Source organism: Serratia sp. NA_13 (assembly GCF_052691735.1).
Map to the genome: position 1 here is coordinate 151,568 of NZ_JBQZFV010000003.1, position 26,969 is coordinate 178,536.

General features: G+C 53.8%; 24 protein-coding genes and 1 pseudogene. 15 read left to right on the plus strand and 10 right to left on the minus strand.

Annotated elements, in window-relative coordinates; translation table 11 throughout:
- Positions 1-77 precede the first annotated feature (77 nt).
- Complete coding sequence (locus tag ACUTSU_RS07410) at positions 78-1,157, plus strand: endonuclease/exonuclease/phosphatase family protein (RefSeq protein ID WP_445650452.1); 1,080 nt, start codon at positions 78-80, stop codon at positions 1,155-1,157.
- Positions 1,158-1,197: 40 nt separating this feature from the next.
- Here ACUTSU_RS07410 and ACUTSU_RS07415 read toward each other — a convergent pair whose 3' ends face one another.
- The 3 genes from ACUTSU_RS07415 to ACUTSU_RS07425 form a co-directional block, all read right to left on the minus strand.
- Positions 1,198-2,205, minus strand: a complete 1,008-nt coding sequence (locus ACUTSU_RS07415) for an NAD(P)H-quinone oxidoreductase (protein WP_445650453.1) — start codon at positions 2,203-2,205, stop codon at positions 1,198-1,200.
- Positions 2,206-2,363: 158 nt separating this feature from the next.
- On the minus strand, positions 2,364-2,573 hold the full coding sequence (locus tag ACUTSU_RS07420) for a hypothetical protein (protein ID WP_012145776.1): 210 nt from the start codon (positions 2,571-2,573) through the stop codon (positions 2,364-2,366).
- A gap of 510 nt (positions 2,574-3,083) precedes the next feature.
- Complete coding sequence (locus tag ACUTSU_RS07425) at positions 3,084-3,467, minus strand: hypothetical protein (protein ID WP_445653971.1); 384 nt, start codon at positions 3,465-3,467, stop codon at positions 3,084-3,086.
- A gap of 560 nt (positions 3,468-4,027) precedes the next feature.
- Between ACUTSU_RS07425 and cspE the strand changes: the two genes are divergently transcribed.
- Positions 4,028-4,240 (plus strand): transcription antiterminator/RNA stability regulator CspE, encoded by a 213-nt coding sequence (gene cspE / locus ACUTSU_RS07430; RefSeq protein ID WP_004946278.1) that lies wholly within the window; start codon positions 4,028-4,030, stop codon positions 4,238-4,240.
- Positions 4,241-4,585: 345 nt separating this feature from the next.
- Complete coding sequence (gene dsrB, locus ACUTSU_RS07435; protein WP_445650455.1) at positions 4,586-4,807, plus strand: protein DsrB; 222 nt, start codon at positions 4,586-4,588, stop codon at positions 4,805-4,807.
- 199 nt (positions 4,808-5,006) lie between these two features.
- On the opposite strand, the gene rcsA is transcribed toward dsrB, so the two are convergent.
- Both rcsA and ACUTSU_RS07445 read right to left on the minus strand, forming a co-directional pair.
- On the minus strand, positions 5,007-5,636 hold the full coding sequence (rcsA, locus tag ACUTSU_RS07440) for a transcriptional regulator RcsA (protein ID WP_174353649.1): 630 nt from the start codon (positions 5,634-5,636) through the stop codon (positions 5,007-5,009).
- A gap of 726 nt (positions 5,637-6,362) precedes the next feature.
- Entirely contained in the window at positions 6,363-7,796 is a 1,434-nt protein-coding gene (locus tag ACUTSU_RS07445) for a pyridoxal phosphate-dependent decarboxylase family protein (RefSeq protein ID WP_445650456.1), read from the minus strand.
- Positions 7,797-7,896: 100 nt separating this feature from the next.
- Between ACUTSU_RS07445 and ACUTSU_RS07450 the strand changes: the two genes are divergently transcribed.
- The gene (locus ACUTSU_RS07450) at positions 7,897-8,769 is read left to right on the plus strand and encodes a LysR substrate-binding domain-containing protein (protein WP_445650457.1); all 873 of its coding nucleotides are present in this window, start codon (positions 7,897-7,899) and stop codon (positions 8,767-8,769) included.
- A gap of 2 nt (positions 8,770-8,771) precedes the next feature.
- On the opposite strand, the gene ACUTSU_RS07455 is transcribed toward ACUTSU_RS07450, so the two are convergent.
- Together ACUTSU_RS07455 and ACUTSU_RS07460 are read right to left on the minus strand one after the other, a co-directional pair.
- A complete protein-coding gene (locus ACUTSU_RS07455) occupies positions 8,772-10,160 on the minus strand; it encodes a CoA transferase (protein WP_445654016.1) in 1,389 nt (462 codons plus the stop codon).
- 62 nt (positions 10,161-10,222) lie between these two features.
- Positions 10,223-12,406 (minus strand): glycoside hydrolase, encoded by a 2,184-nt coding sequence (locus tag ACUTSU_RS07460; protein ID WP_445653972.1) that lies wholly within the window; start codon positions 12,404-12,406, stop codon positions 10,223-10,225.
- Between the two features lie 581 nt (positions 12,407-12,987).
- Between ACUTSU_RS07460 and ACUTSU_RS07465 the strand changes: the two genes are divergently transcribed.
- Both ACUTSU_RS07465 and mgtA read left to right on the plus strand, forming a co-directional pair.
- Positions 12,988-13,686, plus strand: a complete 699-nt coding sequence (locus ACUTSU_RS07465) for an MgtC family protein (RefSeq protein WP_445650459.1) — start codon at positions 12,988-12,990, stop codon at positions 13,684-13,686.
- A 198-nt stretch (positions 13,687-13,884) separates the two neighbouring features.
- On the plus strand, positions 13,885-16,584 hold the full coding sequence (gene mgtA, locus ACUTSU_RS07470; protein WP_445653973.1) for a magnesium-translocating P-type ATPase: 2,700 nt from the start codon (positions 13,885-13,887) through the stop codon (positions 16,582-16,584).
- A gap of 27 nt (positions 16,585-16,611) precedes the next feature.
- Here mgtA and ACUTSU_RS07475 read toward each other — a convergent pair whose 3' ends face one another.
- From ACUTSU_RS07475 to ACUTSU_RS07485, 3 genes are all read right to left on the minus strand, one after another.
- Positions 16,612-17,385 carry a DUF3307 domain-containing protein gene (locus ACUTSU_RS07475; RefSeq protein ID WP_445650461.1) on the minus strand — a complete coding sequence of 258 codons (774 nt, stop codon included), beginning with the start codon at positions 17,383-17,385 and terminating at the stop codon, positions 16,612-16,614.
- Positions 17,386-17,387: 2 nt separating this feature from the next.
- On the minus strand, positions 17,388-17,984 hold the full coding sequence (locus ACUTSU_RS07480) for a hypothetical protein (RefSeq protein ID WP_445650462.1): 597 nt from the start codon (positions 17,982-17,984) through the stop codon (positions 17,388-17,390).
- A gap of 218 nt (positions 17,985-18,202) precedes the next feature.
- Positions 18,203-18,382, minus strand: a complete 180-nt coding sequence (locus ACUTSU_RS07485) for a hypothetical protein (RefSeq protein ID WP_445650463.1) — start codon at positions 18,380-18,382, stop codon at positions 18,203-18,205.
- Between the two features lie 197 nt (positions 18,383-18,579).
- On the opposite strand from ACUTSU_RS07485, the pseudogene ACUTSU_RS07490 reads away from it, so the two are divergent.
- From ACUTSU_RS07490 to ACUTSU_RS07530, 9 genes and pseudogenes are all read left to right on the plus strand, one after another.
- Positions 18,580-18,756: pseudogene (locus ACUTSU_RS07490) on the plus strand (IclR family transcriptional regulator); the annotation flags it as partial.
- A gap of 519 nt (positions 18,757-19,275) precedes the next feature.
- Positions 19,276-20,502, plus strand: coding sequence for an MFS transporter (locus ACUTSU_RS07495; RefSeq protein WP_445650464.1), 1,227 nt, complete (start codon positions 19,276-19,278; stop codon positions 20,500-20,502).
- Positions 20,503-20,546: 44 nt separating this feature from the next.
- On the plus strand, positions 20,547-21,401 hold the full coding sequence (locus tag ACUTSU_RS07500; RefSeq protein WP_445650465.1) for a cupin-like domain-containing protein: 855 nt from the start codon (positions 20,547-20,549) through the stop codon (positions 21,399-21,401).
- Positions 21,401-22,624 (plus strand): 8-amino-7-oxononanoate synthase family protein, encoded by a 1,224-nt coding sequence (locus ACUTSU_RS07505; RefSeq protein ID WP_445650466.1) that lies wholly within the window; start codon positions 21,401-21,403, stop codon positions 22,622-22,624. Before ACUTSU_RS07500 ends, ACUTSU_RS07505 begins: the two co-directional genes overlap by 1 nt.
- Positions 22,621-23,484: an HpcH/HpaI aldolase/citrate lyase family protein gene (locus ACUTSU_RS07510; RefSeq protein ID WP_445650467.1), complete on the plus strand. Its 864-nt coding sequence runs from the start codon at positions 22,621-22,623 to the stop codon at positions 23,482-23,484. The genes ACUTSU_RS07505 and ACUTSU_RS07510 overlap by 4 nt, the downstream gene beginning before the upstream one ends.
- Positions 23,481-24,368 (plus strand): acetaldehyde dehydrogenase (acetylating), encoded by an 888-nt coding sequence (locus ACUTSU_RS07515; protein WP_445650468.1) that lies wholly within the window; start codon positions 23,481-23,483, stop codon positions 24,366-24,368. The genes ACUTSU_RS07510 and ACUTSU_RS07515 overlap by 4 nt, the downstream gene beginning before the upstream one ends.
- Entirely contained in the window at positions 24,352-25,353 is a 1,002-nt protein-coding gene (dmpG, locus tag ACUTSU_RS07520; RefSeq protein ID WP_445650469.1) for a 4-hydroxy-2-oxovalerate aldolase, read from the plus strand. The genes ACUTSU_RS07515 and dmpG overlap by 17 nt, the downstream gene beginning before the upstream one ends.
- The gene (locus tag ACUTSU_RS07525) at positions 25,350-26,306 is read left to right on the plus strand and encodes an ornithine cyclodeaminase family protein (protein ID WP_445653974.1); all 957 of its coding nucleotides are present in this window, start codon (positions 25,350-25,352) and stop codon (positions 26,304-26,306) included. Before dmpG ends, ACUTSU_RS07525 begins: the two co-directional genes overlap by 4 nt.
- Positions 26,300-26,815 carry a MaoC family dehydratase gene (locus tag ACUTSU_RS07530; RefSeq protein WP_445650471.1) on the plus strand — a complete coding sequence of 172 codons (516 nt, stop codon included), beginning with the start codon at positions 26,300-26,302 and terminating at the stop codon, positions 26,813-26,815. The genes ACUTSU_RS07525 and ACUTSU_RS07530 overlap by 7 nt, the downstream gene beginning before the upstream one ends.
- The last annotated feature ends 154 nt before the right edge of the window (positions 26,816-26,969 follow it).

Below are 26,969 nucleotides of genomic sequence, written 5' to 3' on the forward strand. Positions count from 1 at the left end.
ATCTTTGGCTGCCGCACCAAGCGGCAGTCAGGAGGCCGTCACCCCGACAGGCCCGGATCAATGATGAGGAATTAACCGTGACAGGGATAACTGCCATACTGACGCTTTTGCTGGTGCTGGTGACTATTGTGCCACTTTCAAAGCATGCAGCCTGGTGGATCCGGGTGTGGGATTTTCCCCGCCTGCAAATACTGGCGCTCTCGCTGCTGGTGTTATTGCTTAACCTGCTGTTTGTACCGCTGTCACCCTGGGTGTGGGGCATGATGGCCGTGAACCTGGCCTGCGTGGCTTATCAGGCCGCGTGGATTTACCCTTATACCCGGCTGAGCAAACCCCAGGTGCTGGATTTTACCGGCTACCAGAAGAAACCGCGTATCCGCATTTTAGTGTCCAACGTATTAACGCCCAATCGCCAGGCGGAGAAACTGCTGGCGTTGGTGGCGACCGAAAGGCCGGACGTGCTGGTGGCGGTAGAAACCGACGCCTGGTGGGAGCAGCAGTTGTCGGTGCTGGAACAGGATTATCCTCACAGCTTGAAATGCCCGCTGGATAACCTGTACGGCATGCATGTCTATTCGCGGCTGAAACTCAGCGATGCGCAAATACAATATCTGGTGGATGAGCAGATCCCATCAATGCATATGATGGTGCATTTACCGCAAGGACCGCAGGTGCGCCTGCACTGTGTACACCCGATGCCGCCGAGCCCAACCGAGAATGAAGAGTCGGAAGATCGCGATGCCGAGCTGGTAATGGTGGGAAAAAGTGCGGCCAAATCGGAGTTTCCGGTGATTGTGACCGGCGATTTGAACGATGTGGCCTGGTCGACCACCACGCGGCTGTTTCTGAAAGTCAGCGGCCTGTTGGATCCGCGCCGTGGGCGTGGCATGTTCAGCACTTTCCACGCCGGTTATCCGTTGCTGCGTTGGCCACTGGACCATGTGTTTCATAGCGATCATTTTGTGCTTGGCTCACTGCGCCGCTTAACCCGCGTCGGCTCGGATCATTTCCCGATTATGGTGGAACTGGTGTACTCGCCGAAGCAGGGGGCACAGCAGGAAAGCCTGGAGAAAGGCAGCGAAGACGAAGCGCTGGCGCAAGAGAAGTTAGCCAATACCGGCTCCATGCCGGAGGACGTACACACCCCAGGCAGTTGAAAACGTCCCCCCGCAACCACTACTGCGGGGGGCGTGTGAGCTAGATAGTCAGCATGATTTTACCGATATGCTGACTGGACTCCATCAGCGCATGGGCTTCGGCAGCCTGATCCAGCGGGAAGGTTTTGAATATCTGCGGTTTTAATGCACCGCGCTCCAGCAGTGGCCACACCTTTTGGCGTAAATCAGCGGCAATTTGCGCTTTGTCTTCCACGCTGCGTGCACGCAAGGTCGAGCCGGTATGGGTCAGGCGCTTGATCAGCAGCGGCATCAGGTTCAACTCCTTCACCACGCCGTTCTGGGTGCCGATTTGCACAATGCGGCCGTCCATCGCCGCCGCCTGATAGTTCTTCGCCACGTAGTCACCGGCAATCAAATCGACAATAACGTCGGCTCCCTTGCCGTTAGTGGTGCGCTGGGTCTGCTCAACAAAATCTTCGCTGCGATAGTTAATCGCCACATCGGCACCCAATGCCAGACTGGCCTGGCGTTTTTCTTCGGAGCCGACGGTGGTGATCACCTTGGCACAAAAGGCTTTCGCCAGCAGGGTGGCGACAGTGCCGATACCGGAGGTGCCGCCGTGGATCAACACGGTTTCACCGGCCTTAAGACGCCCGCGTTGGAACACGTTGACCCAAACCGTAAAGAAGGTTTCCGGGATCGCCGCCGCTTCAATCAGGCTAAAGCCCGCGGGGACCGGCAGCGCATTGCTTTCATGTACTTTGCAGTATTCTGCGTAGCCGCCGCCGGCAATCAGGGCGCAAACTGCGTCACCGATGGCGTAATTTTGTGCCCCAACGCCGGTAGCGACAACGGTACCGGCGATCTCCAGGCCAGGAATATCCGATGCGCCAGCAGGCGGAGCGTATTGGCCGCGACGTTGCATCACATCAGGGCGGTTAACGCCGGCGGCCGCGACTTTCACCAGAATTTCACCCTGTTGCAAGGTAGGCAGCGGCCTTTGGCTGCTAATCAGTACCTCTGGTTCGCCAGGCTGGCTGATTTCGACGACTTTCATGGTGCTGGGCAGCACTGGGTTGGCTGACATGGTGATTCTCCTCAGTTGGCGTTCAGGCGCAGTAACCAGTGTAGGTAACCGCCTGCTGTAATTCATGTTTTATCTTACAGAAATGCCGAAGGGAGAATGTGGATCATAGGGCGGCCGCAAGGGGAAAGGTGGGGCGCCGCCGCAGGGGCGGCATGGGATTAGTCATTGGGCGGGATGCGAAAACCTTTTAGCGAGACGATAAAATGTTCTTTCCCTTTGGAGATTTTGGCGCCTCGATCACACCACAGGCTGGCGAGCTGGAAAAAGTCGTCGCTGTCGATGTCATAGGCCAGTTCGATTTTTTTTGCCGTGCCGTAGCGGATCAGCTTTTCGGCTTCCTGGTGGTTGGTTGCTCTAATGGTGGTCATAACGAAATCCTTGGTATTAAGCCAGTGCGGATAATCGCCAACCATGATATGGCCATATTGTGACAATTTTGTGATAAAAAAATGACAGAGTGCAGTTCTGTGGCCAGGGGCAGGGTGTTAATGCCATACCCCTGTACGCTTGCATTAACGATCGTGTGGACGCAGCAGGGTACTTTTCTTCTGAGATTTAAAGTGCTTATACAGCGCGAACCCTGCGATGCCGGTTAATACGGCCAGCAAGGATAAATATTCAGTCGCCATCTGACAACCCTCCGATAAAGCATGGCTAAGGAGTGGCTATTTGTGACAGCTATCACGTTACGCAGCAATGGGATCATTCTGGAAGTCGGCAGGTGGTTGATATTTACACATAAAAAAAGCGCCTATAGGGAGGCGCATAAAATATTGCAACACAGCTTGTTGTGTTCAGCACCAGGAGGAGTGGTGAACAGAGTGTCATTGTATGAACACTCTGCTGCGGCCGATATAGGGATAACTCTTAAAGCCGCATTACCATTGATAACCCATGCTCACATTGTAATCAGGTTCCTGATCGGTGGAGTAAGGATCCGACTGGCGGCGGCGATCGGTTTTTTTCACCGGGCCGTTATTCGGACCGTATTTAAGTGACGAATACGGTTTGGCGCGCGGGCGACTGCAGCCGGGATGATCACATTCCATATCAACACGAAAACCGGTTTTGTCTTCGGTTTCCGACCACACCACCGGTGGTTTGGCCGATTTTTTTTCTGGGCCAAGGGCAGTTTGCGGTGCGGGTGCCGGTTTGATACTGGGGTCCGGTGCGGTGTAGGACAGGTCCAGCGCCTGGGCCGGAGCGCTCAGCATCAACAGAACGGTGCAGCAGGACGCTGCCAGCGTATGCCATCTCAGCATGGTCAATCTCCCTTTATAGTTACGCTGCGTAACTATAAAACAGCCAGACGAGAATTACTATCATTTGTAGCCGGTAATTAATCACTACCCCATAAACCCTTCATCGCGGTGCCGACCGGCATTCTGACGGCCTGTATGTCACAGGAGCTGCAGCGTAACCGTGAAAGGCGTAATTGTGAGCAATGTCAAAGAGGTGGCCATGAGACAGAGGCGATATTTTGTAAATATTGTGGCCGTGCCTTACCCCCGCTAGCCGGGAAACACAGTCACAAATGACGAAGAATTAAGCAGGTCGGGTGAAATCCTGTGCGTTTAGCCTCGTTTCTAATGAGGTGCTTATAAAAAGAGTTGCTATTAAAGCCTCATCATGAGTTAATGCTTCTCGGCCTGTGGTACAGACCTATTTATGCACGACATTTTGAGTAAAGTAGTTCAAATTTAAAGCGTTATCCTAGATAGCTCTTCACTGACGAATTTCCTTTCTAGTGCCTCCATAAGTAACTGATGACCGGCTATTTCTTGCCCATGGTGGCGTAAATTTAATATTGTAGGAATTAAACATGTCTAACATGATCAAAGGTCAAGTGAAGTGGTTCAACGAGTCTAAAGGTTTCGGTTTCATCACTCCAGCAGACGGCAGCAAAGATGTGTTCGTACACTTCTCTGCTATCCAGGATCAAGGCTTCAAGACCCTGGCTGAAGGCCAGAACGTACAGTTCTCTATCGAGAACGGTGCTAAAGGTCCGTCAGCGGCTAACGTTACCGCTATCTAATCGGCCTCTCGCTGATTAATAAAAACCCGCTAAGGCGGGTTTTTTTGTGCCTGCTATTTGCCTAAGGCAAAAAAAAGCCCGCAAGTCTGCGGGCAAAAGTTCCTTGTTACTTCTTCATTTGCAGGTACTTCTCTGGGGGGAAGCACCAGGGAACAGACTACCTGTTGCGCGTTTAGGATTCTGCGGACAAAACGTTAAGAAAGTGAAAAGGCCACAGCCCGAATGGCCTGCTACGCTTGTAGAAAGGCACTACGCAGGTGGGCTGCGGATTTAGCGCGGTGTACGGTATTTTTCTCACCTCATTTTGTAATACACTGACATCAGTGATAAATAATGGGGTAGAGCATGAAAACCAACGATCTGGTAACGGTAAAAACTGATGGTGAGCAACGGCGTGAGGGAGTGATTCTGGCGGTAGAAGAGTTTAACGAGGGGGTTATGTATCTGGTCTCTTTGCCTGACTATCCTGCGGGTGTCTGGTTCTTTAACGAGATAGACAGCCGTGACGGCACCTTTGTTGAACTGCGACAGGGCGCTTCTCAGGCTCCAAATAGTCCAATTTGTTAATTTAATTTGCAAGGTTTACGGTGGGTGATTATTTTACAGAGCTAGGAATAATCTGCTTTTTGCTGCGGGAATACCCGCCGCGGCCGAGATTTTCGTCGCGAGCAGGTATTTAGGTTATTTAAATGCGTGGTTTCCAGTACTCTGTTCTGAACAACATTTAAAACCAACGTTTGGCAGAGTACACAACAAAGCTTTTAACCTAGCGGCTATTGACAAATATCCCACTGGTTAGCGTGTCGGTCAAACGAACAACATGGTAAATAATCTGTTTGTTGTGCGTTTTAATTTTTCTTTTGATATTTCCCTTGTGGGAAGAGACAGTTTTGGCTTTAATTTGCATCTGGTCGGATATCTGGATGGTACCCTGGCCCGACATCCACATGCGCAGCATGTTTGATTCAGTTTGGCTGAGCGTAACCGGTGTCTGATCAAATGAAGTTTTTTCAGTGCGAGGAGTTTTTCTTTCCAGGTAGTGACTAAGTAGTTGATTCATAGTCTCTGGCTTGATCGATTTTGACGAGATGATGACATTTTTACGAACATATAAATAATCGTCAAAATGTACGTTGGTGATGGCCATAAAGATGAAGAATAAGGTGTCAGGATGCAGTGAAATCACCCCTTTTATACGTTCCGTCGCGTTCGCTTCGTGTATAAAACAGTCTTCGTTAATAAACACCAGGCTAGGCTTCAACTTGCTGCATTTTTCATGTAGATCGTCGATATCACCAATAGCATTAATCTGGCGTTTTTTTACTCCGTGCGTTGTCAAGTAGTCTGTCAAACCCAATCTGGTATAGCTGCATGAATCCATAATGATCGTTGGCATATCTCACCCCCCACTTAAATCCGTTTTACCGCGGTAATAAAAAAAGAAAAAACCTGAAGCCAAAAAGGCAAAAAAGAACAAAAAGAGTCACATCTAGGAATGTTCTATCAATAAATACGGTAGTACTCAACGATATTTTCTTTCTAAACTAATTAACATCATGAACCTATAAGTTTAGCTTAAGTCAGAATAATCTGCTGGCACAAGGATTGTGGGGCAGTAACGCCAACTGGTGCTTGATCCGCGTGCTCGTTGGTATTTTTATCATTGAATCTGCCCATCATGTCACGAAACGAAATTTTAGATTGCTAGGAAAAATCTTAAAAAAAATTCATGTGTTGTTTTTTTAACATTCCTTAGTTTATTTATTCATCAGTGCTAATGCTGTAAGGTTTTAATGATTTTATTTTTAATAATATTATCATAAGGTTATATTGGTTTTGTTGTTTTTTGATAATGATAATTTTTCCACTCCTTATCACTTGCGACAACTAATAGTCACACAGAGTTAACATTGATTGGTCTTTTTGTTACAAAAATTGGCGTTATAACAAAGAGTTGATGTGATTATTCGTGCTGTTATGACAAATGTGATAAATGTCAGCGAGTGATTAATTGGTTTTACTGAACTATTTGGGCAGCACCCAAGGGCACCAATATCCATTGCTCGGCCGTGGGCTTACTGCTGCCGTAGAATAATCACCGGCAGCAATCAATAGAGTGGCGTTACTTTGACCTGCCCGAGCAACCAGACTCTGCCAGACAGTGACGCATCGATTCCAACGCCAGATGGATATCGTTTTCCTCGGTCATCCAATTGACCAATGCTGCACGGATCCCCGGTTGTCCGTTATAACGGGTCGGGGTGCAGCGCACTACGCCGTGCCGATCGAGGCGGGCTATAAAGCGATCGCGTGCAGCAGTAGCATCGCCTGGGGCATTTTTGAGCGCAAAACACACCACGTTCAAATTGACTGGCGCCAGCAGGTGGAAACCCGCGCTGGCCGTCAGCTCTGCCCCCAGCAACTGTGCCAGTCGAACATTGCGCTCAACCATATCTTGCATACCGCTGCGGCCATATGCTTTCAGCGCCATCCACAACGGCAGAGCGCGAAAACGCCGCGAGTTTTCCGGAGTCAGGTGCAGGTAGTTGTCTGGCCGCAGCGTCGGCGCTTCCAGATAAGCCGAATGGTTCTGGAAAACCTGCATTTGTAATGCCAGATGACGGCTGAATTGGATCGCGCTGTCGTAGGGCACATTCAACCATTTATGCGCATCGACGGTAATCGAGTCAGCCTGCTCCCAACCGGCTAAGCGTGGCGCATAGTGCGGTGAACAGGCTGCCACTCCGCCAAAGGCCGCATCAACGTGTAACCAGAACGGGTAGCGCTCGCGCAGCGCCAACAGCTGCTGCAGGTCGTCGAAGGTCACGGTATTCACCGTTCCGGCGCTGGCCAGCACTATTGTCGGTATGCCGACGCTGGCGGCCAGATGCCGTTCCAGCTCGGCCGGGTCGATAGCTTCAGAGTTCGGCAGGCTGTCGATAATTCTCAATGCGTCGCGACCGATGCCGAGCATGCTGAGTGCTTTTTCGCTGCTGGAGTGCGCATTTGCTGACAAAACCTGTATGGCTCCCAAGGCTGCCAACCCCTGTTCCGCGACATTGATGCCACGCTGCTGCCCCAGCCACTGGCGGCCGATGGCCATGCCGACAAAGTTGGCCATGGTTGCCCCGCTAACAAAACTGCCGTTGAATGTCTCTGGCAGACCCAACAAGTCTTTTAGCTGCACAAGGGTCGCCAGTTCAATTGCCGCGGCCACGGTATCGTCACTCAGCAGACTGTTTTGGTCGATAGTGCTAACCAGCCAATCTGCGGCCAATGCAGCAGGGGTCGAGCCGCCGGTAACAAAGCCAAAATAACGCGGTCCGGCGCTGGCAGAAAGGCCCTCGGCATAACGCAGCCAGAAATCGTCCAGTGCCGCCAGTGCGCCATCGCCGCCGTTTGCCAGTAAATTGTCCCCCGGTTGTAGCTGTTGAGCGGCCAGAGGAGGGCAAACCGGGCGCTGTTGCAGGCCCGTCAGGAAGCCTTCGGCCAACTGCCGGGTACGGTCGAGTATCTGTGGAAATTGCTCAAGGTCCAGCTGTAAACGTGGGTGCATTACTGACTCCAGATGTAAAGGGCATGAGTGACAGCCTAGAACATTTGCTTTGTGGCGAAAATCGATGAAAAATAGCCTTTTTGGATAGTCTGGCTAACCAATGCTAAATGACGCGATCCCACTGCACATTCTGCCGACCTTTGTGATTGCCGCTCGGTTAGAGAATTTGCGCGCTACCGCCCTGCAAGTTCATCTTACCCATGGTGCAGTTAGCCAGCAGATCCAACAGCTCGAACGGGCGATCGGTTGCCCGCTGTTTGAACGGCAGGGGCGCGGGCTACGCCTGAATAGTGCCGGGCGTGAGCTGTTGGCCGTTGCCGAACCGGCGCTACAGGCATTGCAGCAGGGCGTCAGTCGGGTCAGGAAGATTGCGCAAAGTCAGGCTCTGCGTATCAGCGTGCTACCCTCTTTCGCGCATTACTGGTTAATGCCGCGTCTGCCATCTTTTCATGCCGCCTGTGCCGACATTGCGCTGGATATCGATGCCTCGCTGGCAGTGCAGGATCTGGTGCGTATAGGGTTTGATGCGGCTATTCGCCTCGGCAATGGTCAATGGCCAGAGATGCAGGCACAGTGGATTGCCTCCGGAGAGGTGGTGCCGGTGGCGACCCCGGCGCTGGCCGAGCAGTGGCAGGCAGCCTTTGACCGTGGTGCGCCAGGCATACCGCTGCTGGAACATGATGTTACGCCGTGGCGTAGCTGGTTCACTGCGCATCAGCAGGTGGAGTCCGGTCGCCCCTTGGTATTATTCAATGATGCAGGATTGTTGATCCGCGCGGCTGAGCAAGGGTTTGGTATCGCGCTGGTGAAAAAACTGCTGGTGAGTGATGCGCTGGCAGAGGGCCGGTTGACCGCACTGGCACCGGCACGACATTTTGATCAGATAGACTTTTATCTGGTTTGGCCGCAGAGTGCCGGATTGACGCCGGCGGTCGAAGTATTATTGCAATGGTTGCAGCGGCATTTGGCCTGAGTTTAGCGGCGTAGCCATTGCGGCTGCGAACTGCCAAGGGTTGTTGCGGGCAATGCCCAGAGCAATGCTGTGCCGTTCAACCGTAATGGCGCGATAAGGCGTTGTGCCGCGCCCCAATGGGTCAGCTCGGTTTCCGGGTTTTCATCCGCCGCGCTGGCCGCCGTCAGTGGCGTCAATGGATATTGCTGTGGGTAAGGATGTTCAAGCAGCAGTTGTGCCGTCCGTGCCAGGGATAGCCGGACACTGTAGCCGGTACCCTGTCGCAGGCGTTGACGCATGCCGTGCAGCACCGCCGTCGCCATCAGGTAGCCGGTTGCGTGATCCAGAGCCTGTACCGGCAGGGGGACAGGTATGGCGGCGTTTTTCCATTGCATACCGGATTCTGCCAGCCCGCAGCTCATTTGCACCAGACTGTCGAAACCGCGCCGTCCTCGCCACGGGCCACTCCAGCCATAGGCGTTGAGGCAAACGTCGATCAATCCCGGTGACAGTGTGCGGCGTTGTTCTGCACCATAACCCAGCTTTTCCAGCGCCCCGGCGCGATAGCCATGAACCAGAACGTCGGCGTTTTTCAGTAGATGCTCGAAGGTGTGGTGATCGTGCGGGTTTTTCAGGTTCAGCCGTGCGCAGCGCTTGCCGAGGATCACTTCATGTTCGACGCCGGGCTCATCCCAACCGTAGGGATCGATGCGTAATACGTCGGCCCCCAGACCGGCAAGAAAACGGGTGGCGACCGGCCCGGCGATAATCCGCGTCAAATCGAGCACCCGCACGCCGTGCAGCGGTCTGGCGGCAGGCAGCGCCCAGCCGGGGGGCGAAGCTTCCGCTTGTTGTTGTTGATGGCAAAGCGGTTCCTGCGCAACGCTCTTGCCCTGAATATGTTGCCGCCACGCCTCGACCGAGCGCATTTCAGCCGCGCAGCCGCCGGCTTCGATCACTGCCAGCTCCAGTTCACCTTTTTTCCACGTCAGCACCTTTTGCGCCAGTGCGTTTTTATCCAGATGCGGGCCCAGCACTTGTTCTACGGCTTTGCGGTGATGAGGGGCATTGGTATGCAGGCGGATCCAACCATCACTGGTGGCATAGTCGCCTGCCAGCGCGTCCCAGGCGGCCGGCAATGACCAGCCTAGCGGCCGTAAGGTCCAGCCGAACCACAGCGATGCCAGGCGGCGATCGACCAACACCTGCGGTTCATCGCCCTGATTTTGTTGCAGCAGTTGGGCGCAGGCCAGCCCGGCGGCCCCCAGGCTGGCGGTTGCCAGCTCGCTGACCGGGAATACGCTGTTCAGGCTGCCTTGGCCGCTGACCGTCAGCGGAATTGCTGGCGTGTTGTCGCTTTGGCCGAAACTTTGCCCGATTTCTGCGAGCAGTGTTTGAGTAAGGGTATCCATCATCAACTCCAGGTTGCCGGTTGGGGGACTGTGCCTAGCCTGGTTCACCCCGACCGGACTTGCTATGGCGTGATGTTCAGGGTGCGACCGTCCGCCAGTTTGGCGCGCAGATTATGGGCGGCAATGCCGTCGAACGCTTGTTGGCCAAAGTTGGCCGTCAGGGTTGAACCGTCGCTGAAGGTGGTCTGCTGCACCCAACCGGCTTGATCAAGCCATTGGAAGTCGGTCAGTGCCTTATCCCACAGTGCCAGATGCAGCGGACGGAAGGCCGCATCGGCCTGTTTGATTTGTGGCAGGCGTGTCTGCAAGGTCGCGCGGCTGAGATGGAACATCGGCGCGGTGTTGTACAATAGGCTCAGCAGGCTGCGGGTGGTTTGGACATCGCTGAACTTCAGGTTGTCGTAATTCCAGTGGTGGCTGCTGATCACCGCATCGTGAAATACCGCCTGATACATCGGCAGGCGATAGCGCGGATCAAATTCCACCGTGCGATAAGGCTCTTTTACCTTGGCCGGGCTGAAGAAAAAGGCCGGCTGGGCATTGGGCCACCAGGCCCCCAGGTAATAAGGCGAGGACTTGTCCTGATTCATCTGTTTGTCCCCCCAGCCAAATCCCCAGGTTTCCATGCCGTGGGCAAACATGATGTGGCGTGCCGTCACCGCGTTGCCATCCTCGGAACCGAGGGGCAGCTTAAGGGTATTGCTGAACCAGGCCAGCCGCGTATTGCGGGCCTGCGCCATTTGCGCTGCACCGGTCGGGTGATCGGGCTGATAGTCGTCGGAAACCATCCCGGTACCGTCAACGTCCAAAAACAGGCTGTTTAGCCCGGCCAATTGCACCAGTTCGCGCATGCGTTGCTGAGAGTAAGGCAGCACGCAGCCCGGATTCAGATAATAACCCTGCTTGCCGAAGCCGGGTTTTTTACTGCCGTCGGCCCGTACTATGGCGCATTCTTCACGTAGCGCCGTCGGCAGTTGGGCGGTTAGCCAACTGTCATTGACTCCGCGAGGGATCGCGGTGTCGTAAGAGTCATAACTGGCAATCAGGTAACCCGATTTTTTGGCACTTTCCACCGCCTGCGGATGCAGGAATTCGGCGGTCCAGTTATCGGTACCCAGCCACAAACGGGGCAGGCCGGCCTGGTGCAACGCCTCGACCAGCGGTTTCGCCAGCCCCTGTCCCCAGCTATCCGCCGGTGCCAGGTAGGCCCCAAGCTGTCGTTGTGCCCATGCCCGGATGTCAACGGCTTGTTGACGCTGTGCCTGTAGAAAATCCCCGTCATCCGGCGTGGCCTTCAGTGGCGTTAGTACCACCAACGCTTGATTAAGGGCATCAACCAGGGTTTGTTGCTGCCAGGCTTCTGGCTTTTTTCCTGCCAGTTTGTGCACGGTTTTCTGGCTTTCGGCGTCCATTTTCTGCCACAGCGTTTCGCCGGTGGGCGATGCCAGCCAGGCAAGCAAACCCGGCCAATTCTTCACGTCGGCCGGTGCCAACAGTTTGTCGCCCCATAGATAAATATGGGTGGCACCTATCAGTTTCTCTCCCTCCGGCGCGATACGGATTTTATCGCGCAGGCTGCTGAACTGCCCGCTTTGCTGTAGATACTCGCGGTAACGGCGAGCACCGGACAGTGGGGAATCCCCCACATGCAGTAACACCTCGAATGCCTGTTGTTGATTAAAACGATTGAACTGGTGGCTGCTGTGCATGGTGAGCCGGTTTTTGGCACTGGCGAAGCTGACCTGATTACTGAATGGGGTAAGCAGTAACCAGCTATACACCTTGCCTTGCTGTTGTTGGCTCCACAGCGGCAGCTTCAGATCCCAGTTGGTATCCAGCGGCGTCATCTCTTTTAGCAGGTAGCGCTGCCAAACGGCATTATCCAGCGGGATACGGCTGCCTTCGCCAATCGGTAACAGTACAGTGGTGGTCTGTGACGGCAGGGTGTACCAATTCAGCGTTTGCGCACGACTGCTGCTGAAGCTCAGGCGCAAATCGCTGCCTTCCAGCCTGGCAGTGAGCTGCATGGCGCTGTTGGGCCATTGCCAACTTGCCTGGGCAGGCGTGCTTTGCAGGCTGGTCACGGTTTGCCCGGCCAGCGCCTGGTTGACCAGGATCTCGCCTGCGGTGATCTGCAGCGTGGCCGGATCGATTTCATACCGGGTATCACCCTGTTGCAAGAGCAGGGCCTGGGCGGGGAAACCAGCAAGCAGGGCGAGGCTGATAGAGAGGCGAAGCATGTTCATCGAATAGTTGTCCTTGCTGATGATTGTCCTGCTGAACTTTCAGTTTATCGGGAATTAACGGGCGGCCCAACGTCAATAATCTATACCCGTCATCTTTCAAGTGGCAGCGTTGTTATCTGCGCCCGCTGCAACTTGAAAGCGATAGGGTATATAATCGTGTGATGGGTCGAATATACAAAATTATTGAGTTTAGTTTTTGTTTAATAATTTGGCCTTTACATCATTACCCCAGGTCACTATACTCAGCCAAAATTTCAGTGAGGAAACACAAGTGGACAGTTTTAGTTGCAGTGATATAAACAAGGCAAGCTGACCGATCCTCTTCTGATTTGTTGCTTGCCGAAAACGGCGGGCAGCACCCCTCTCAATTTATTCTGAGCTGTGCAAACCCGAATTTTATTATCGTCCCTATTGCCAATGGCATCGGGTGAATTGATTTGGACGCTATTATGGCCACTTTCAGCCACAGCCTTTTCCCTCCAGGCATTAACACGCTCAACCGCTGATTTATTATCGGCGCGATTTCGCGTGTGCTAAAAAGCACATGATTTTATCTCCTGCAGTTATTTAAGGGGAAAGTCATGGCTATGACTCCTTTTGTTTTAAATTTATTACTGGCGATGAGCCTGGGCGCGGTTATTGGCGCTGAGCGGCAATGGCGCCAACGTATGGCCGGTCTGCGCACTAATGCATTAGTGGCCACCGGAGCCGCGGTATTTATTCTCAGCTCCATGTCTACCGATCCTTCCAGCGCCGGGCGAGTTGCCGCACAAATTGTTTCCGGCATCGGCTTTTTGGGGGCCGGGGTGATCATGCGTGAAGGGCTGAACATCCGCGGGCTGAATACCGCCGCCACTCTGTGGTGTTCTGCGGCGATTGGTGTGCTGTGCGGTCTTGGGCAGTATTGGGATGCGGTACTGGCAACGCTGGTGATCCTGAGTGCGAATATTCTGCTGCGTGAAGCGGCACAGCGCATCAACCTGCAACCCCAGCAGCAGGCGATCGATCTGGAAGTGTGTTACCGCATTCAGATCACCTGCGGCGAGCAGGATGAAATACTGGTACGTACCTTGATATTGCAGGCGCTCAATGGCGTGGCATTAAGATTACAATCCCTGCGCAGCGCTGATATTTCCATTCCTGGTCAACTTGAAGTTTGTGCGGAAATAACCGCGAATGCCTCGGAGCAAAAAGAAATTGAGGGAATAGTTTGCCGTGTCAGTTTGGAAAAAAGTGTGAGTGCCGTGCGCTGGCGCATTGCTTCTGAATTGCCCGTTTAGTTATTGATTAATATTCACTGTATTCAGTGATAAGGAGGCGTCATGGACGGTGACCCCGAAAATTTGATTATTCAGCGTTTTTGGCGTGGAAATAAACCGTGTTAATTACGTCAATTAAATAAATTCCACTCTGTGTTTATTCACCCATTAATCGGGCGGGGTAACCCTGTGCGCAGAGTAAAATAAGAGAATTGCGTCATGACCTATATTAATGAAAACGTACGCCGTCGTGATAAAAAAACGACGCCTTACGCCATCGCCCAAGAGGCGAAAAACAGCGTTGATCAGACGCTGGCCAATTTAAAATGTAATCGCAATGGCTTGACCCAGGACGATGCAGTCGAACGCCTGGAGCAGTATGGCGTTAATCAGGTGGCTCATGAGAAGGCGCCCCATGCGCTGGTGCAGTTATTCGCCGCGTTTAACAACCCGTTTATCTATGTGCTGATGGTGCTGGCCGCGATCAGTTTCTTTACCGATTACTGGCTGCCGGCCCGGCGCGGTGAAGAAACCGATCTTACTGGCGTGATCATCATACTGGTGATGGTTTCACTCAGCGGGTTACTGCGTTTTTGGCAAGAGTACCGCACCAACAAGGCGGCGGAGACGCTAAAGTCGATGGTGCGTACTACCGCCACGGTACTGCGTCGCAGCAGTTACAGCGCACAGGCGTTGACGCTGGAAATACCGATCCGCGAACTGGTGCCGGGCGATATTATTAAGCTCTCTGCCGGCGATATGATACCGGCGGACGTGCGTCTGCTGGCTTCACGCGATCTGTTTATCAGCCAGGCGATCCTGACTGGGGAAGCGATCCCGATCGAGAAATACGACGCGATGGGCAACGTCAGTCAAAAATCGAGCGAGGATGAAGTTTCCAGTGAACATGCGCTGCTGGAACTGTCGAACATCTGCCTGATGGGCACCAACGTTGCCAGCGGTACCGCCACGGCGGTGGTGGTTGCGACCGGTGGGCGCACCTATTTTGGTTCCTTGGCAAAGTCGATAGTCGGTTCCCGTTCCCAAACCGCGTTTGATCGCGGGGTGAACAGCGTCAGTTGGCTGCTGATCCGCTTTATGTTGGTGATGGTGCCGATCGTCTTGTTGATCAATGGCTTCACCAAAGGCGACTGGAGCGAAGCGGCGCTGTTTGCTTTGGCTGTGGCGGTCGGGCTGACGCCAGAGATGCTGCCGATGATCGTCAGTTCCAATCTGGCGAAAGGCGCCATTGCCATGTCACGGCGCAAAGTGGTGGTCAAGCGTTTGAATGCCATCCAGAACTTTGGCGCGATGGACGTACTCTGCACCGATAAAACCGGCACCCTGACCCAGGATCGCATCATCCTCGAACACCACCTGGACGTCAGCGGCGTCAGAGACAATGAAGTGTTGTACCTGGCCTGGCTGAACAGCTTCCACCAGAGCGGGATGAAAAACCTGATGGATCAGGCGGTGATCCGCTTTGGGCGTGGCAAACCTGGCATTGAAGTATTGGGGCGTTTCAGCAAGGTTGATGAGTTGCCGTTCGATTTTGTGCGTCGTCGCCTGTCGATCGTCGTGGCGGATGAAAACCAGCAACAGCGGCTGATCTGTAAAGGGGCCGTGGAGGAAATGCTGGAAATCGCTACCCACGTACGTGAAGGGCAGAAGATTTTACCGCTGGATCCGGCGCGTCGTGAGGCACTGCAGGCGTTGGCCGCCCAGTATAACGAGGATGGATTCCGCGTACTGGTGCTGGCAACCCGAGAATTGGGGGAACAGAAAAATGCCTTGCCGCTAAGCGTGACAGATGAGCGCGATATGGTGATCCAGGGTGTCCTGACCTTCCTCGACCCACCGAAAGAGAGCGCGCAAGAAGCGATTGCTGCACTGCAGGAAAACGGTGTGGCGGTGAAAGTCTTGACCGGTGATAACCCGGTGATCACCTGCAAGATTTGCCGCGATGTTGGCCTGGAGCCTGGCGAACCGCTTTCCGGTCCGCAAATTGCCGAGATGGACGATGCCACATTGGCGCGCGAAGTGGAGCAGCGCACGGTATTTACCAAACTGACACCGCTGCAAAAATCGCGGGTGTTGAAAATGCTGCAGGCGAATGGTCATACCGTTGGTTTCCTCGGGGACGGCATTAATGATGCCCCGGCGCTGCGCGATGCGGACGTAGGTATTTCAGTAGATACCGGTACGGATATTGCCAAGGAGTCGGCAGACATCATTTTGCTGGAAAAAAACCTGATGGTGCTGGAAGAGGGGGTGATCAAGGGGCGTGAGACCTTCGGCAATATCATCAAGTACCTGAACATGACCGCCAGTTCCAACTTCGGCAACGTGTTCTCCGTGCTGGTGGCCAGCGCATTTATTCCGTTCTTGCCGATGCTGGCGATCCACCTGCTGATCCAGAACCTGATGTACGATATTTCTCAGCTGTCGCTGCCGTGGGACAAGATGGACAAGGAGTTCCTGCGTAAACCACGCAAGTGGGATGCGAAAAACATTGGCCGCTTTATGCTGTGGATTGGGCCGACCTCGTCGATCTTCGATATCACTACCTATGCGCTGATGTGGTTTGTCTTCGCTGCCAACAGCGTGGAGCATCAGGCCCTGTTCCAGTCCGGGTGGTTTATTGAGGGTTTACTGTCGCAAACGTTGGTGGTGCATATGCTGCGTACCCAGAAAATTCCGTTTATTCAGAGCACGGCAGCATTGCCGGTTCTGCTGACCACAATATTGGTGATGGCGTTGGGGATTTATCTGCCGTTCTCACCGCTTGGCGCCCTGGTTGGGCTGCAGCCGCTGCCCTGGGAATACTTCCCGTGGCTGGCCGGTACCTTGATCAGCTACTGCGTTGTCGCTCAACTAATGAAGCGGTTCTATATTCGCCGTTTCGGAGAGTGGTTGTAATTATTGCGGGCGCAGCCTACTGCGCCCCTAAAGCAGTTTCTTCACCAATAAACCCAGCATGATGGTCAGGGTAAAGGAAAACAGCGTACCGAGCAGCACATACTCGGTACGCATTTTGTCATCACTTTGGCGTAAATCACCAAAGCGAAAGATTGACTTGGCCGCCAGCAAAAAACCGATCGCCGGGATCTGCCCTATCAGCACAAAAGTCAGGATCAGCGTCCTTTCCAGATAACCGATTTGTTTGCCTGCGCGTAACAGTGAATCGTTATCCGCTTTGGCTGACGGCGGCATCTGTGGCGTCCAGCGCGCCAGCAATTGCCCCATCAGAATGCCCATCGGCATATAAATCAATAAATAAGCCAGCAGCACCAGACCGGATTGCCAGCGAGCCGCGGCGTTAGCCAGCACGCTTATCAGGGCGAGGGCATCCGGTGTCAGCAATAGCCACAGCAAAACAATCACCGTCAGGTGCAGGCCCTGATCGAGCAGAAAACCGCGTGCCTGGCTGAGGCGGGTTAACAGGGTGACTTTCAGCAGGTCGGTCAGCCAGTGACTAATGGCAATAACCAACAGGGCGAACAGCACTTGAGCAGAAGAGATCCCGCCATGCAACAGAGCAAAACCGGCCACGACCCAGGCGGCCAGCACGCCGTGCAGCAGGGCATGCAGCAGAAGGAAGCGAGAGCCTGCCCGATGACGTATTTTATCCTCAACCCAACTACGCGGTTGCAGTGGGAAGTCGGCAAGCAAATGGGCTATCAGCAACCAGATCAGCAGGGGCAGGTAGCTTAAATCCATATTCAGGTGATCCTGTTAATCGCGTGAATAAATCGCATGATTTCCTCGTAGGCTGCGCGTTTGAGCGTTGCAGAGACCGTAGAGGCGGCCTTTTGCAGTTTCTCTGCCACTTCCTGGTTACTGGTGGCGAAGATACGCGCCTGGGCTATCCGCGCTTCGGTTTGCGAAAGGCGGCTAACCACATGATCTAACATTGGCAACAGATCGTTGACAATGGCATTGGTCTGATCGTTATCATTTTTCAGAGCCAGTCGGCAATTTTTCATCAGGCCGTCCAGCGCCTGACCCGAATTCACAAAGGCGCTGCCATAGCCGGCGCTCTGAGCTTGCTTTGTCCCCAGGCCGACAGCAATGCGGGCATCCCAGCGTTGAGCGTCCATGGCTTTGAGCGCGATGCGGATATATACCGCCAGCAGCAAACCAGACTGCGGTTCGCTCACAGCCTGAAAGGCATCGCCACGGAACATCTCGAACTGCTCAATTAGCTTAGCCTGTTGCAACTGGCTAAGCAGGGCATTTAAGCCACTAAGGTAGTGAGTGGTGTCTGACTGCCGGGAATTGACCAGATCGCCGGTGATCACGCTGACTTGGGCTGTCATGTGTTTGTCTGCTCTGAAGCGGGGAGTTAGGGGTGAATTTCGCATCTAAATACGAATATGTCAATAATTCGCATCTAAATACGAATATAAAGGTTATTCGTCTCTCAATACGAAAAATTGAGGTTCGGCTGAGTGGGCTGAGTGGTTCAGCCGGGAATACACGGGCCAGGGGGCTCGCCACCGGCGAAGCGGGGGATATAGCGGTTATGAACGGGTTTTCAGAAGTTTTGTACCAACACTTCACGCGGCTGTTCGCTGCCGTGCTTCAACAGATAGTCGAAGGATTTCTCGCTGTTTTTCAGTTGCTGCAGAAACTCCTGCGGGGACAGGTCGTGTTTTTTGCCGCTCATATAAGCCAGCGCCAGTTCTTTTGCCTGATAACGTGAGAAGTTGTACATAGTGGTTAGCCCTCGAAACGGTGGATTACAGTGCTAAGGATTGTAACCAAAGAGCACATAATGAACAGACGCTTTGACGTATGGATTCGATAGCTAAAACTTAACCTGACGTTTCGTCATACCTTTCAGCGCATCAAATCTTCTCAGACAGGAACTCGACAACGCTGCGGTTGAAGAGATCCGGGCAGGCAATATAGTTGGAAATTGGCCCGTGCTCTATCGCAGTGCCGATGCATTCCCGCAATGGCAGCGCGGTGGCGGCGATGAACGTGGGGGGCAATGCTTCGCCAATTTCGGCGGCAGAGTTACGTGAGCGGGTGCTGCCACAGCTGCAACGCACGGCAATCATGGACCAGCTCAAGTCTTGTCGATGAGTTTCCCCGGCCATGTTGACGACAGACTGCCAGCGTATCCCTTCATCATAAGTAAACCACAGCGACAAAACTTGGCTTTATTAGATAAGAAAGTTGTCGATCACGTCACAGTTTCTTTTGCTGGCATCCTGATGCGCCAGAGTGCCAACAAATTTTGCTGAAAATGGTGATTTTAACGAAATAAAAATTATATTCGGTCATTGTTTTGTCGCTAACTGGTTATATTATCTAGATAATGCAATAACGCATCAATGTGATGCAAAAATGCTCTTGCTAATATTCATTAGCGTTGCTAATTCTTAATGCCCATCGTATTAAATAAATTTATAAAATTTGGGGAGTATATTTAGTATGGCGAAATTTAATCTCGGGGCGTGCATTAACTCCCTCAGATCATTACGTGTAAATAATTAAATTATTATCTCTATTGCGTGCACTTAATCTAATAGGTGGGTGGATGTATTCTTACGAATATATTTAATTACCTGGGTATAAGCGATATTTTTAACGAGAGTCCTTATGGAAACAAATGCCGTTGAGTCTAAATTCAGTTTTGGCTCCTATACCCGATTACTGTCCGGCCCCGGACATGCAGCGCTTTCGTTATTTGGGCTATTGTTGCGCTTTCCAGTAGCGATGCGATCTATCAGTTGCATTATGCTGCTTTCTGCCACGACCAATTCGCTGTGGATTGCAGGTACCGTCGCCGGAGCCTTAATGATTACCCAGGCTTTGGCCAGCCCGATACTGGGTGGCTTTGCTGACCGATTCAGCCAGCGAAAAGTGCTTATTGTTACCAGTTGCTGTCATGTTATCGCCATAGCTTTACTGATTGCACTGGTGTTTCTTGATGCCCATTTATGGCTAATTATGGCCGCTGCTATTGCTATTGGCTGTTCATCAGTACCGGTTGATGGTTTTATTCGTACCCGTTGGGCGGCGATGGTCACCGATGAGGCTCTGCGAACTGCCTACGCTTTAGAAACCGTCCTCGACGAGATTATTTTCTTGTTGGGCCCATTGGTCGCCATTGTGTTAGCCACGGTATTGCACCCCGCTGCAGGGTTGGTTTTATGTGCCATCTTCACTTTCAGTGGGTCGATGGCGCTGGTGCTGCATCGGCGTTCAGAGCCGGTGATTGTGCAGAAGGTCGACGAAAAAAACCGCAGAGCTATTAGCATGGTCTGGGTGCGTAGTCTGATGGTCTCCTATGCGGCGGTGGGAATCTTCCTTGGCTCGATTGATGTGATGATGATCGCCTTTGCCAAAGAGGTGGGTAATCCCACTCTCGCCGGCGTGCTGTTGTCTATTTGCGCCGGGGGCAGCCTGGTCGGGGGGCTGTGCTATGGTGCGATGAACTGGTCTATACCGCAGCCCCGGCTGCTGTTGCTCACTTCCGCCACGCTTTGCGCAGGTACTGTTCCCCTGGTTCTCACCAGTTCCCCGCTGGTTATGGGGTTGTCTGCGTTTATCGCCGGTTTGTCGGTGGCACCGTTGCTAATCACCTGCAGTAACCTGCTGGAATCGTTAACGCCGAAAGGCTGTTTATCCGAAGGTTTTTCCTGGCTTTCAAGCGCCGGGTGGCTGGGTTTTTCCTTCGGCGTCTCGGTCGGCGGGCAACTTTCAGATCAAACAGGGGCTGCCCAGGTCGCCTGGATCGCTCTGGCCGCCGGCATGCTCGCCTTATTAGCCAGTCTGTTCAGCCAATCACTACTCAGTAAGAAATCAATGCCAAGCCCTATTTAAGCGAGTTATTTCACTCTTATTACCGAGACAGGAAAACGGCCATCGTGAACCAGTTAACCACGGGTATTCCCGTTCCACGTATTAGCTTTAATGAATTTGTCGCTATGGGAGTGGAGGCTATTTTCCGAGCCGACGTTCCTGTGATTATTACTGATTTACCGCTTGATACCAGCAATAGCGCTAATGACCTTATTGCTCAACGGTTAGGTGATGACAATGTCACATTATTCCGGGAGGCGAGTAATAAGGAAAATACCGAGCGATGGCAGACCACGAAAATTCAACTCCGTGGCTTTTTGGAAAATGAAGAATACCGACGAGACAACAGCACCTGGTACCGAGTGGTTTCCAATATTATGCACCGGCCAGAAGACATCAATACTCTTCTCGGTTTCGATGCATTTTCGCTACTGGCTTCTCGTCGTGGTCTGAATGCGGCCAATTTATGGATAAGTTACCACGGTGTATTTACCCAAAGTCACTTCGATGAACTCGAAAACTTTAATATCGCCCTGCAGGGAAGAAAACGATTCATCCTTTATCCGCCCGGCCGACGCGATTATTACCCGCGATCTATCCTAAAGGGATTTGGCGACAAATCGCAGGCCTTCGATTTTAACAATATTGACCCACAGCGTTTTCCACGGCTGGCAGCGAAATCCCCGCAGCGCCGCGATTTTATTCTGGAGCCCGGTGAAATGCTGTATTTGCCACTGGGCTGGTGGCATCAGGCCGAATCGTTAGACGACCTGAATATCAACGTTAACTTTTGGTTGTGGGATCTGAAAATCCTGCGCAGGCCTTATGTTTTGTATTCCGCACTCTACACGGCCGCCTACCGTAAATTCAAAGGCATTTATAACTATCAACCCGAACCTGCCAAGAAGGAAGGAATTTGATGACCAGCCGCAAGAAGATCATGCCAACCAACCAATATCGCAACAACGACAAAGCTATCGGTATTGGTAATCCCTTCTGGGATATGTCAGAACAAAACGGACTCGCAGGGATCGTCGCCGGACTCGAAAACGATCTGCTGTCCACCCCGGGTGGTCATCAATTTGTCAATTTTAGCTGCTGTTCTTACCTGAATCTGGACTCCCATCCCAGGGTGATAGAAGGGGCTATCGACGCGGTACGTCGCTACGGCGTGCTGGATCACTGTATCGCCCGTAGCCGGGTCCAGCTTCCGGTGTTGAAAGAGCTGGAGGCATCGCTCGGTGAACTGTTCCAGGCCGATGTTCTCAGCGGCGTGTCGGCCAGCAGCATCAGTGGGGGACTGTTGCCGCTGATCGCCTCGGGGCATTTGGGTAACGGTGTTCGGCCGTTAATGATCTTCGATAAACATGCTCATGTGTCGTTGGCGGCGGCAAAACCCGCCTGTGCCGATGAAACCGAGGTTGTCACCAGCAATTACCACGATCTGGAGTTCATCAAGGACTGCTGCAAGAAATACCAGCGGGTTTGCTACGTGGTTGACGGCAGCGATAGCCTGGGCGGCTATGCGCCGGTTAAAGAGTTGGCCGAACTGCAGGACAAATACGGCCTGATGGTGTTCTACGATGATTCACATTCTATTTCCGCCTATGGCGAACGTGGGATCGGTTACGTTCGCTCACACAGCCCGGCTCTGAATGAGAACACCGTTATGGTGGTCACGCTCAACAAGGCTTTCGGCACCAGTGGGGCAGCAATACTGCTCAACGGCTATTCACAACCGATGTTGCGCCTGGTCGAGCGCTTTGGCGGCGGGCTTAACTATTCGCAAAATCTGAACACCGCGGCCATCGGTGCCAGTCTGGCCTCTGCTGAAATTCACCGCACGGCAGAGCTACCGATGCTGCAAAAGAAATTGTACGACAACATCGCGCTGTTCGACTCCCTAATCCCGACCGAGCAGAGCGGCAATACTTACCCGATCCGATTGGTGCCGATGAGCGATGAGACGGTGATCAGCGAAGGGCGCCAGGTGATTGAAGCCGGTTTTTATGTCTCACCGGTATTCTTCCCGATCGTCGCCAAAGGCACTGCCGGTCTGCGGGTCATGATGCGTGCCGGGCAAACAGAAGATCAAATTCGCCGTTTGTGCAAAATACTGGCTGAAGTAAGGGCTCCCCAATGACGGTTAACACACGCGCCATTCCGCGCAGCATTCTGTATACGCCTGCCTTGTCGCTCAACCGGGTCGTCAAGGCGCTGACTTATGACGCCGATGTCCACCTGATCGATCTGGAAGACTCGGTTCCCGGCCCGTCGAAGGCACAAGGGCGGATCATCTGCCGCACCGCGCTTGATAATGCCCCTCCGTCGGCGAATATTGCCGTGCGCATCAACGCGCTGGGTACGGTTGATGCGCTGCATGACCTGGTGATGCTTTGTGGCGGCGACACCGCGCCGGGGTTTATCGTCATGTCGATGGTCAGGTCACCAGCAGAGGTGGTTTTTCTGCGTGAGACTTTTGCTTCTGCGGGCAAATATCCGGAGATTTATCTGACGATAGAGACCGTTGAAGCCATTACCGATCTCGATGCCGTCGCGGCCGTAGCTGATGGCCTGATTTTTGGCTCTGCGGATCTGGCGGCCACGCTGGGCGTGCCCATCACCTGGTCGGGGATGCTGGCGGCACGTCAGGCGATGGTTCTGGCCAGTGCCAGACACGGCATTGGTTGCATTGATACCGCCAACTATCGTCTTTCTGAACCAGAGGTGCTGGCTAACGAAATCCAGAACATCAGGGATCTGGGCTTCCATGGCAAAGCTACCGTTCACCCCAGTGAACTTGAGCCTATCAATTCAGCGTTACGGCCTAACGAGGGCGCGTTATTGGCGGCGCGCCGCATCACCGAGGCGGTCAAGGCTGCGCAAGGGGGCATTGCCTTGCTGGATGGTCATATGGTGGGGCCACCTTTCGCCCGCATGGCCCATACCACCCTGGGATTAGGCCAGGCCTGGGCTGCGCGTTTTAACAGGAGCAACTCATGACGCTCTCCGTTGCCGTAATAGGGACCGGCGCCATAGGTATGGATCTGGTCAATAAAATATATCGCTCATCCTGGCTGCATTGTGGGCTGGTGGCAGGGCGCAACAAGGATTCAGCCGGTTTGGCTGTCGCCACTCAGTTGGGCTGCCCGATCAGCGCTGGCGGTATCGACGCCATTTTGGCTGCCCCCAAGCCATTCGATGTGGTGTTCGATGCCACCAATGCCATGTCACATGTCAAACACTGGGAGCTGCTACGCCCGCTGGGGACGTTGCTGATTGACCTGACCCCCAGCCACCTGGGGAAAATGATCGTCCCCACGGTCACCGGTACCGAAGCCCTGACCGATCGCAATGTCAGTTTGATTAGTTGCGGTGGGCAGGCATCGATCCCCATCCTGCATGCCCTGAGCCGACATTTCCAAATGAACGACATCGAGGTGGTGGCGACCGTAGCCAGCAATATTTTGGGGCGAGCGACACGAGTCAACATCGATGAATACGTAGAAACCACCCAGATTGCGCTGAGCGCTTTCACTGGCGTGGCAAATACCAAGGCGATCCTAAATATCAGTCCGGCAACGCCGCCAGCCATGTTCAGGGTCACTATTTTTGCTGATATCCCCGGCGTGACGGCAGAACAGATAACCCCGGTGGTCACTGCGGCGGCGGCGGCGGTGCGGGAGTTTTCGGCGGGCTATAGGTTAACGGCACTCAAAGTGAACGAAGGGCGAGCGTCAATCTCGCTGGAGGTGACTGCCAGCAGCAAGGTCATGCCTGTATATGCAGGCAACCTGGACCTGATTAATTCCGCTGCCATTCTGGTCGCCGAACAGTATGCGTACTATCGAAATAAAGCGGAGGTGGCCAATGACTATTCTCATTAACGATTCAACCCTGCGCGATGGCCAGCATGCGGTCAAGCACCAACTCACCGCGGTACAGTTGCGAAACTACGCCACTGCGGCAGACAAAACCGGCGTTGCGATAGTTGAAGTCGGCCACGGTAACGGGCTGGGAGCTTCCTCCTATCAGGTGGGGCGTGCGGCATTGAGTGACGAAGAGATGCTGACCACCGTGCGCGAGTCTTTGCAAAACAGCAAGATGGGGGTATTCATGTTGCCCGGTTGGGGCACCATCGCCGACTTGTCCAAAGCTCTGGCTTACGGCACGGATGTAGTGCGCATTGGTACCCATTGTACCGAGGCTACGCTGGCCGAACGCCATCTGGGCTGGCTGCGGGAGCAGGGCGCGGAGGCTCATGCGGTGCTGATGATGAGCCATATGGCCACCCCGGCCGAGTTGGCTGACCAGGCCGAGTTATTGGTGGGTTACGGCGCGCAGGCGGTCGGCATTATGGATTCGGCCGGCAGTCTCTTGCCGCAGGATGTCACCGCACGTATTACTGCCATGCGCATGCAGGTAGAGGTACCGCTGATTTTCCACGCACATAACAACCTGGGTATGGCGGTGGCGAATTCACTGGCCGCCGTTCAGGCAGGCGCCGGTATTATTGACGGCTGCGCTCGTGGGTTCGGTGCCGGGGCGGGCAATACCCAACTGGAAGTGCTGATCCCGGTATTGGAGCGTCTGGGTTTCAACACCGGCATCGATCTCTATCATTTTCTTGATGCCGCCGATCTTGCCGCCAGAGAGTTAATGGTGGTTCCGCCAATGATCGACTCTCTGGGCATCGTCAGCGGTCTGGCCGGCGTTTTTTCCGGTTTCAAAAACCCGGTGCTAAACCATGCCTGCAACGCTGGAGTGGATGCGCGCGATGTTTTCTTCGAACTGGGACGGCGACAAATTATTGCCGGGCAGGAAGACCTGATTGTTGAGGTCGTCGCCGAGCTGAAGAGGGCCGCTTCATGACCCTGCCAATCATCGACGCCGCTGAAATGGCAGGAGGTGATCGTCTGCGACAGGTGATGACGACCCTAAGTGACGTGTTCCAGGATTTACGCAGCGGTAAAGAACAATCGCCGCCGCGCACCTTACTGGATCATGGCCGTTCAGAGATGCTGGTCAGCCCGGCCAGCTGGCTGAAACGCGGTGTCGCCAGCGTCAAAATCACCACGCTCACGCCGGGTAACTCCGCCCAAGGGCTGCCGCTGATCCACGGCGTGGTGGTGCTGACCGACATCAATACCGGTCAGATGCTGGCATTACTTGATGGTGCAAGCCTAACGGCAGTACGCACCGGCGCAGTGGCCGGTTTGGCAACCGAGCTGTGTGCTAATGCCGATGCCGGGAACCTGGCCATTCTGGGCGCTGGGGTACAGGCCCGGGCAGTGCTGCTGGCAATGCTTGCCGTACGCCCGATCCACAAGGTGCGAATTTTTTCCCGTACGCCAGCCCGGACCGATCTGTTCGTGCAGTGGGCGCGAACGGTGACGACGGCAGAGATTGCCATTTGCCAGAGCGTGTTCGAAGCCGTGCGGGGGGCGGATATCATCTGCACCACCACCTCAACCTCATCTTCCAAACCCTTGATTGAGGCCGGTTGGGTAACGCCGGGGGCGCATCTGAATATTATCGGCGGCACCCATGAAGAGGCTGTTGAGGTTGATCCGGCCTTGCTGAAAACGGCGTTTGTGGTGGTGGAAACCGCCGCTGCCGCCAGGGAGGACGCGGGAGAGGTGCGAACCGCCCTCACGCAGGGTTACCTCCAGCCTGAAGATCTTAATGAACTTGGCGCCGTCATTCTTGGCGAGTCTGCTGCGGGCGAAGGGCAGACAACCTTGTTTCGCAGTGTGGGGCTGGCGATTGAAGACACGGCCGCCGCGATCGCACTCTATCCATCCACAGAGAAGAAACCATGCTAAGACGAGTTGGCGAAAATGAGTACGTTGAAGAACACGGTGGCGACTACGAGGACTTCGAACCCGGCATGACCATCAAACACTGGCCGGGGCGCACGCTTTCCGAAGCCGACAACACCTGGCTAACCTTGCTGACCATGAACCAGCACCCGTTGCATTTCGATCAGGCCTACGGCGCTCAGGTTGAATATGGCCGCGTATTGGTGAACAGCAGCATTACCCTGGCGTTGGTTAGCGGCATGACCGTGCAAGCTTTGTCTGCCCGAGCCGTGGCTAATCTGGGGTGGGAAAAAGTGCGTTTGAAAGATCCGCTTTTTGTCGGCGATACGCTGTATGCCACCAGTAAAATCCTGGCAAAACGTCCTTCAAAATCCCAGCCGAATAAAGGCATTGTCACGGTAGAAACCCTGGGTATCAAATCCACCGGTGAGACGGTGATTACTTTTGAGCGGTCGTTTATGGTTATGCGGCGGGATTATATTGCCGCCAAATCTTCATCCGCGCAGGAATAAATACCTGGCTCATTCCCGTTGATCACCGCAGCGGGGATGAGCAGAAAAAACCATTGAATGAAAGCGTTGTTACCCAGCCTGAGATCTGCGTGGCAACTCTGCTTGATAGTCCTTCAGGGCTGGGGGTTCTGTACTATGTTTTCTGTTTGCAGCA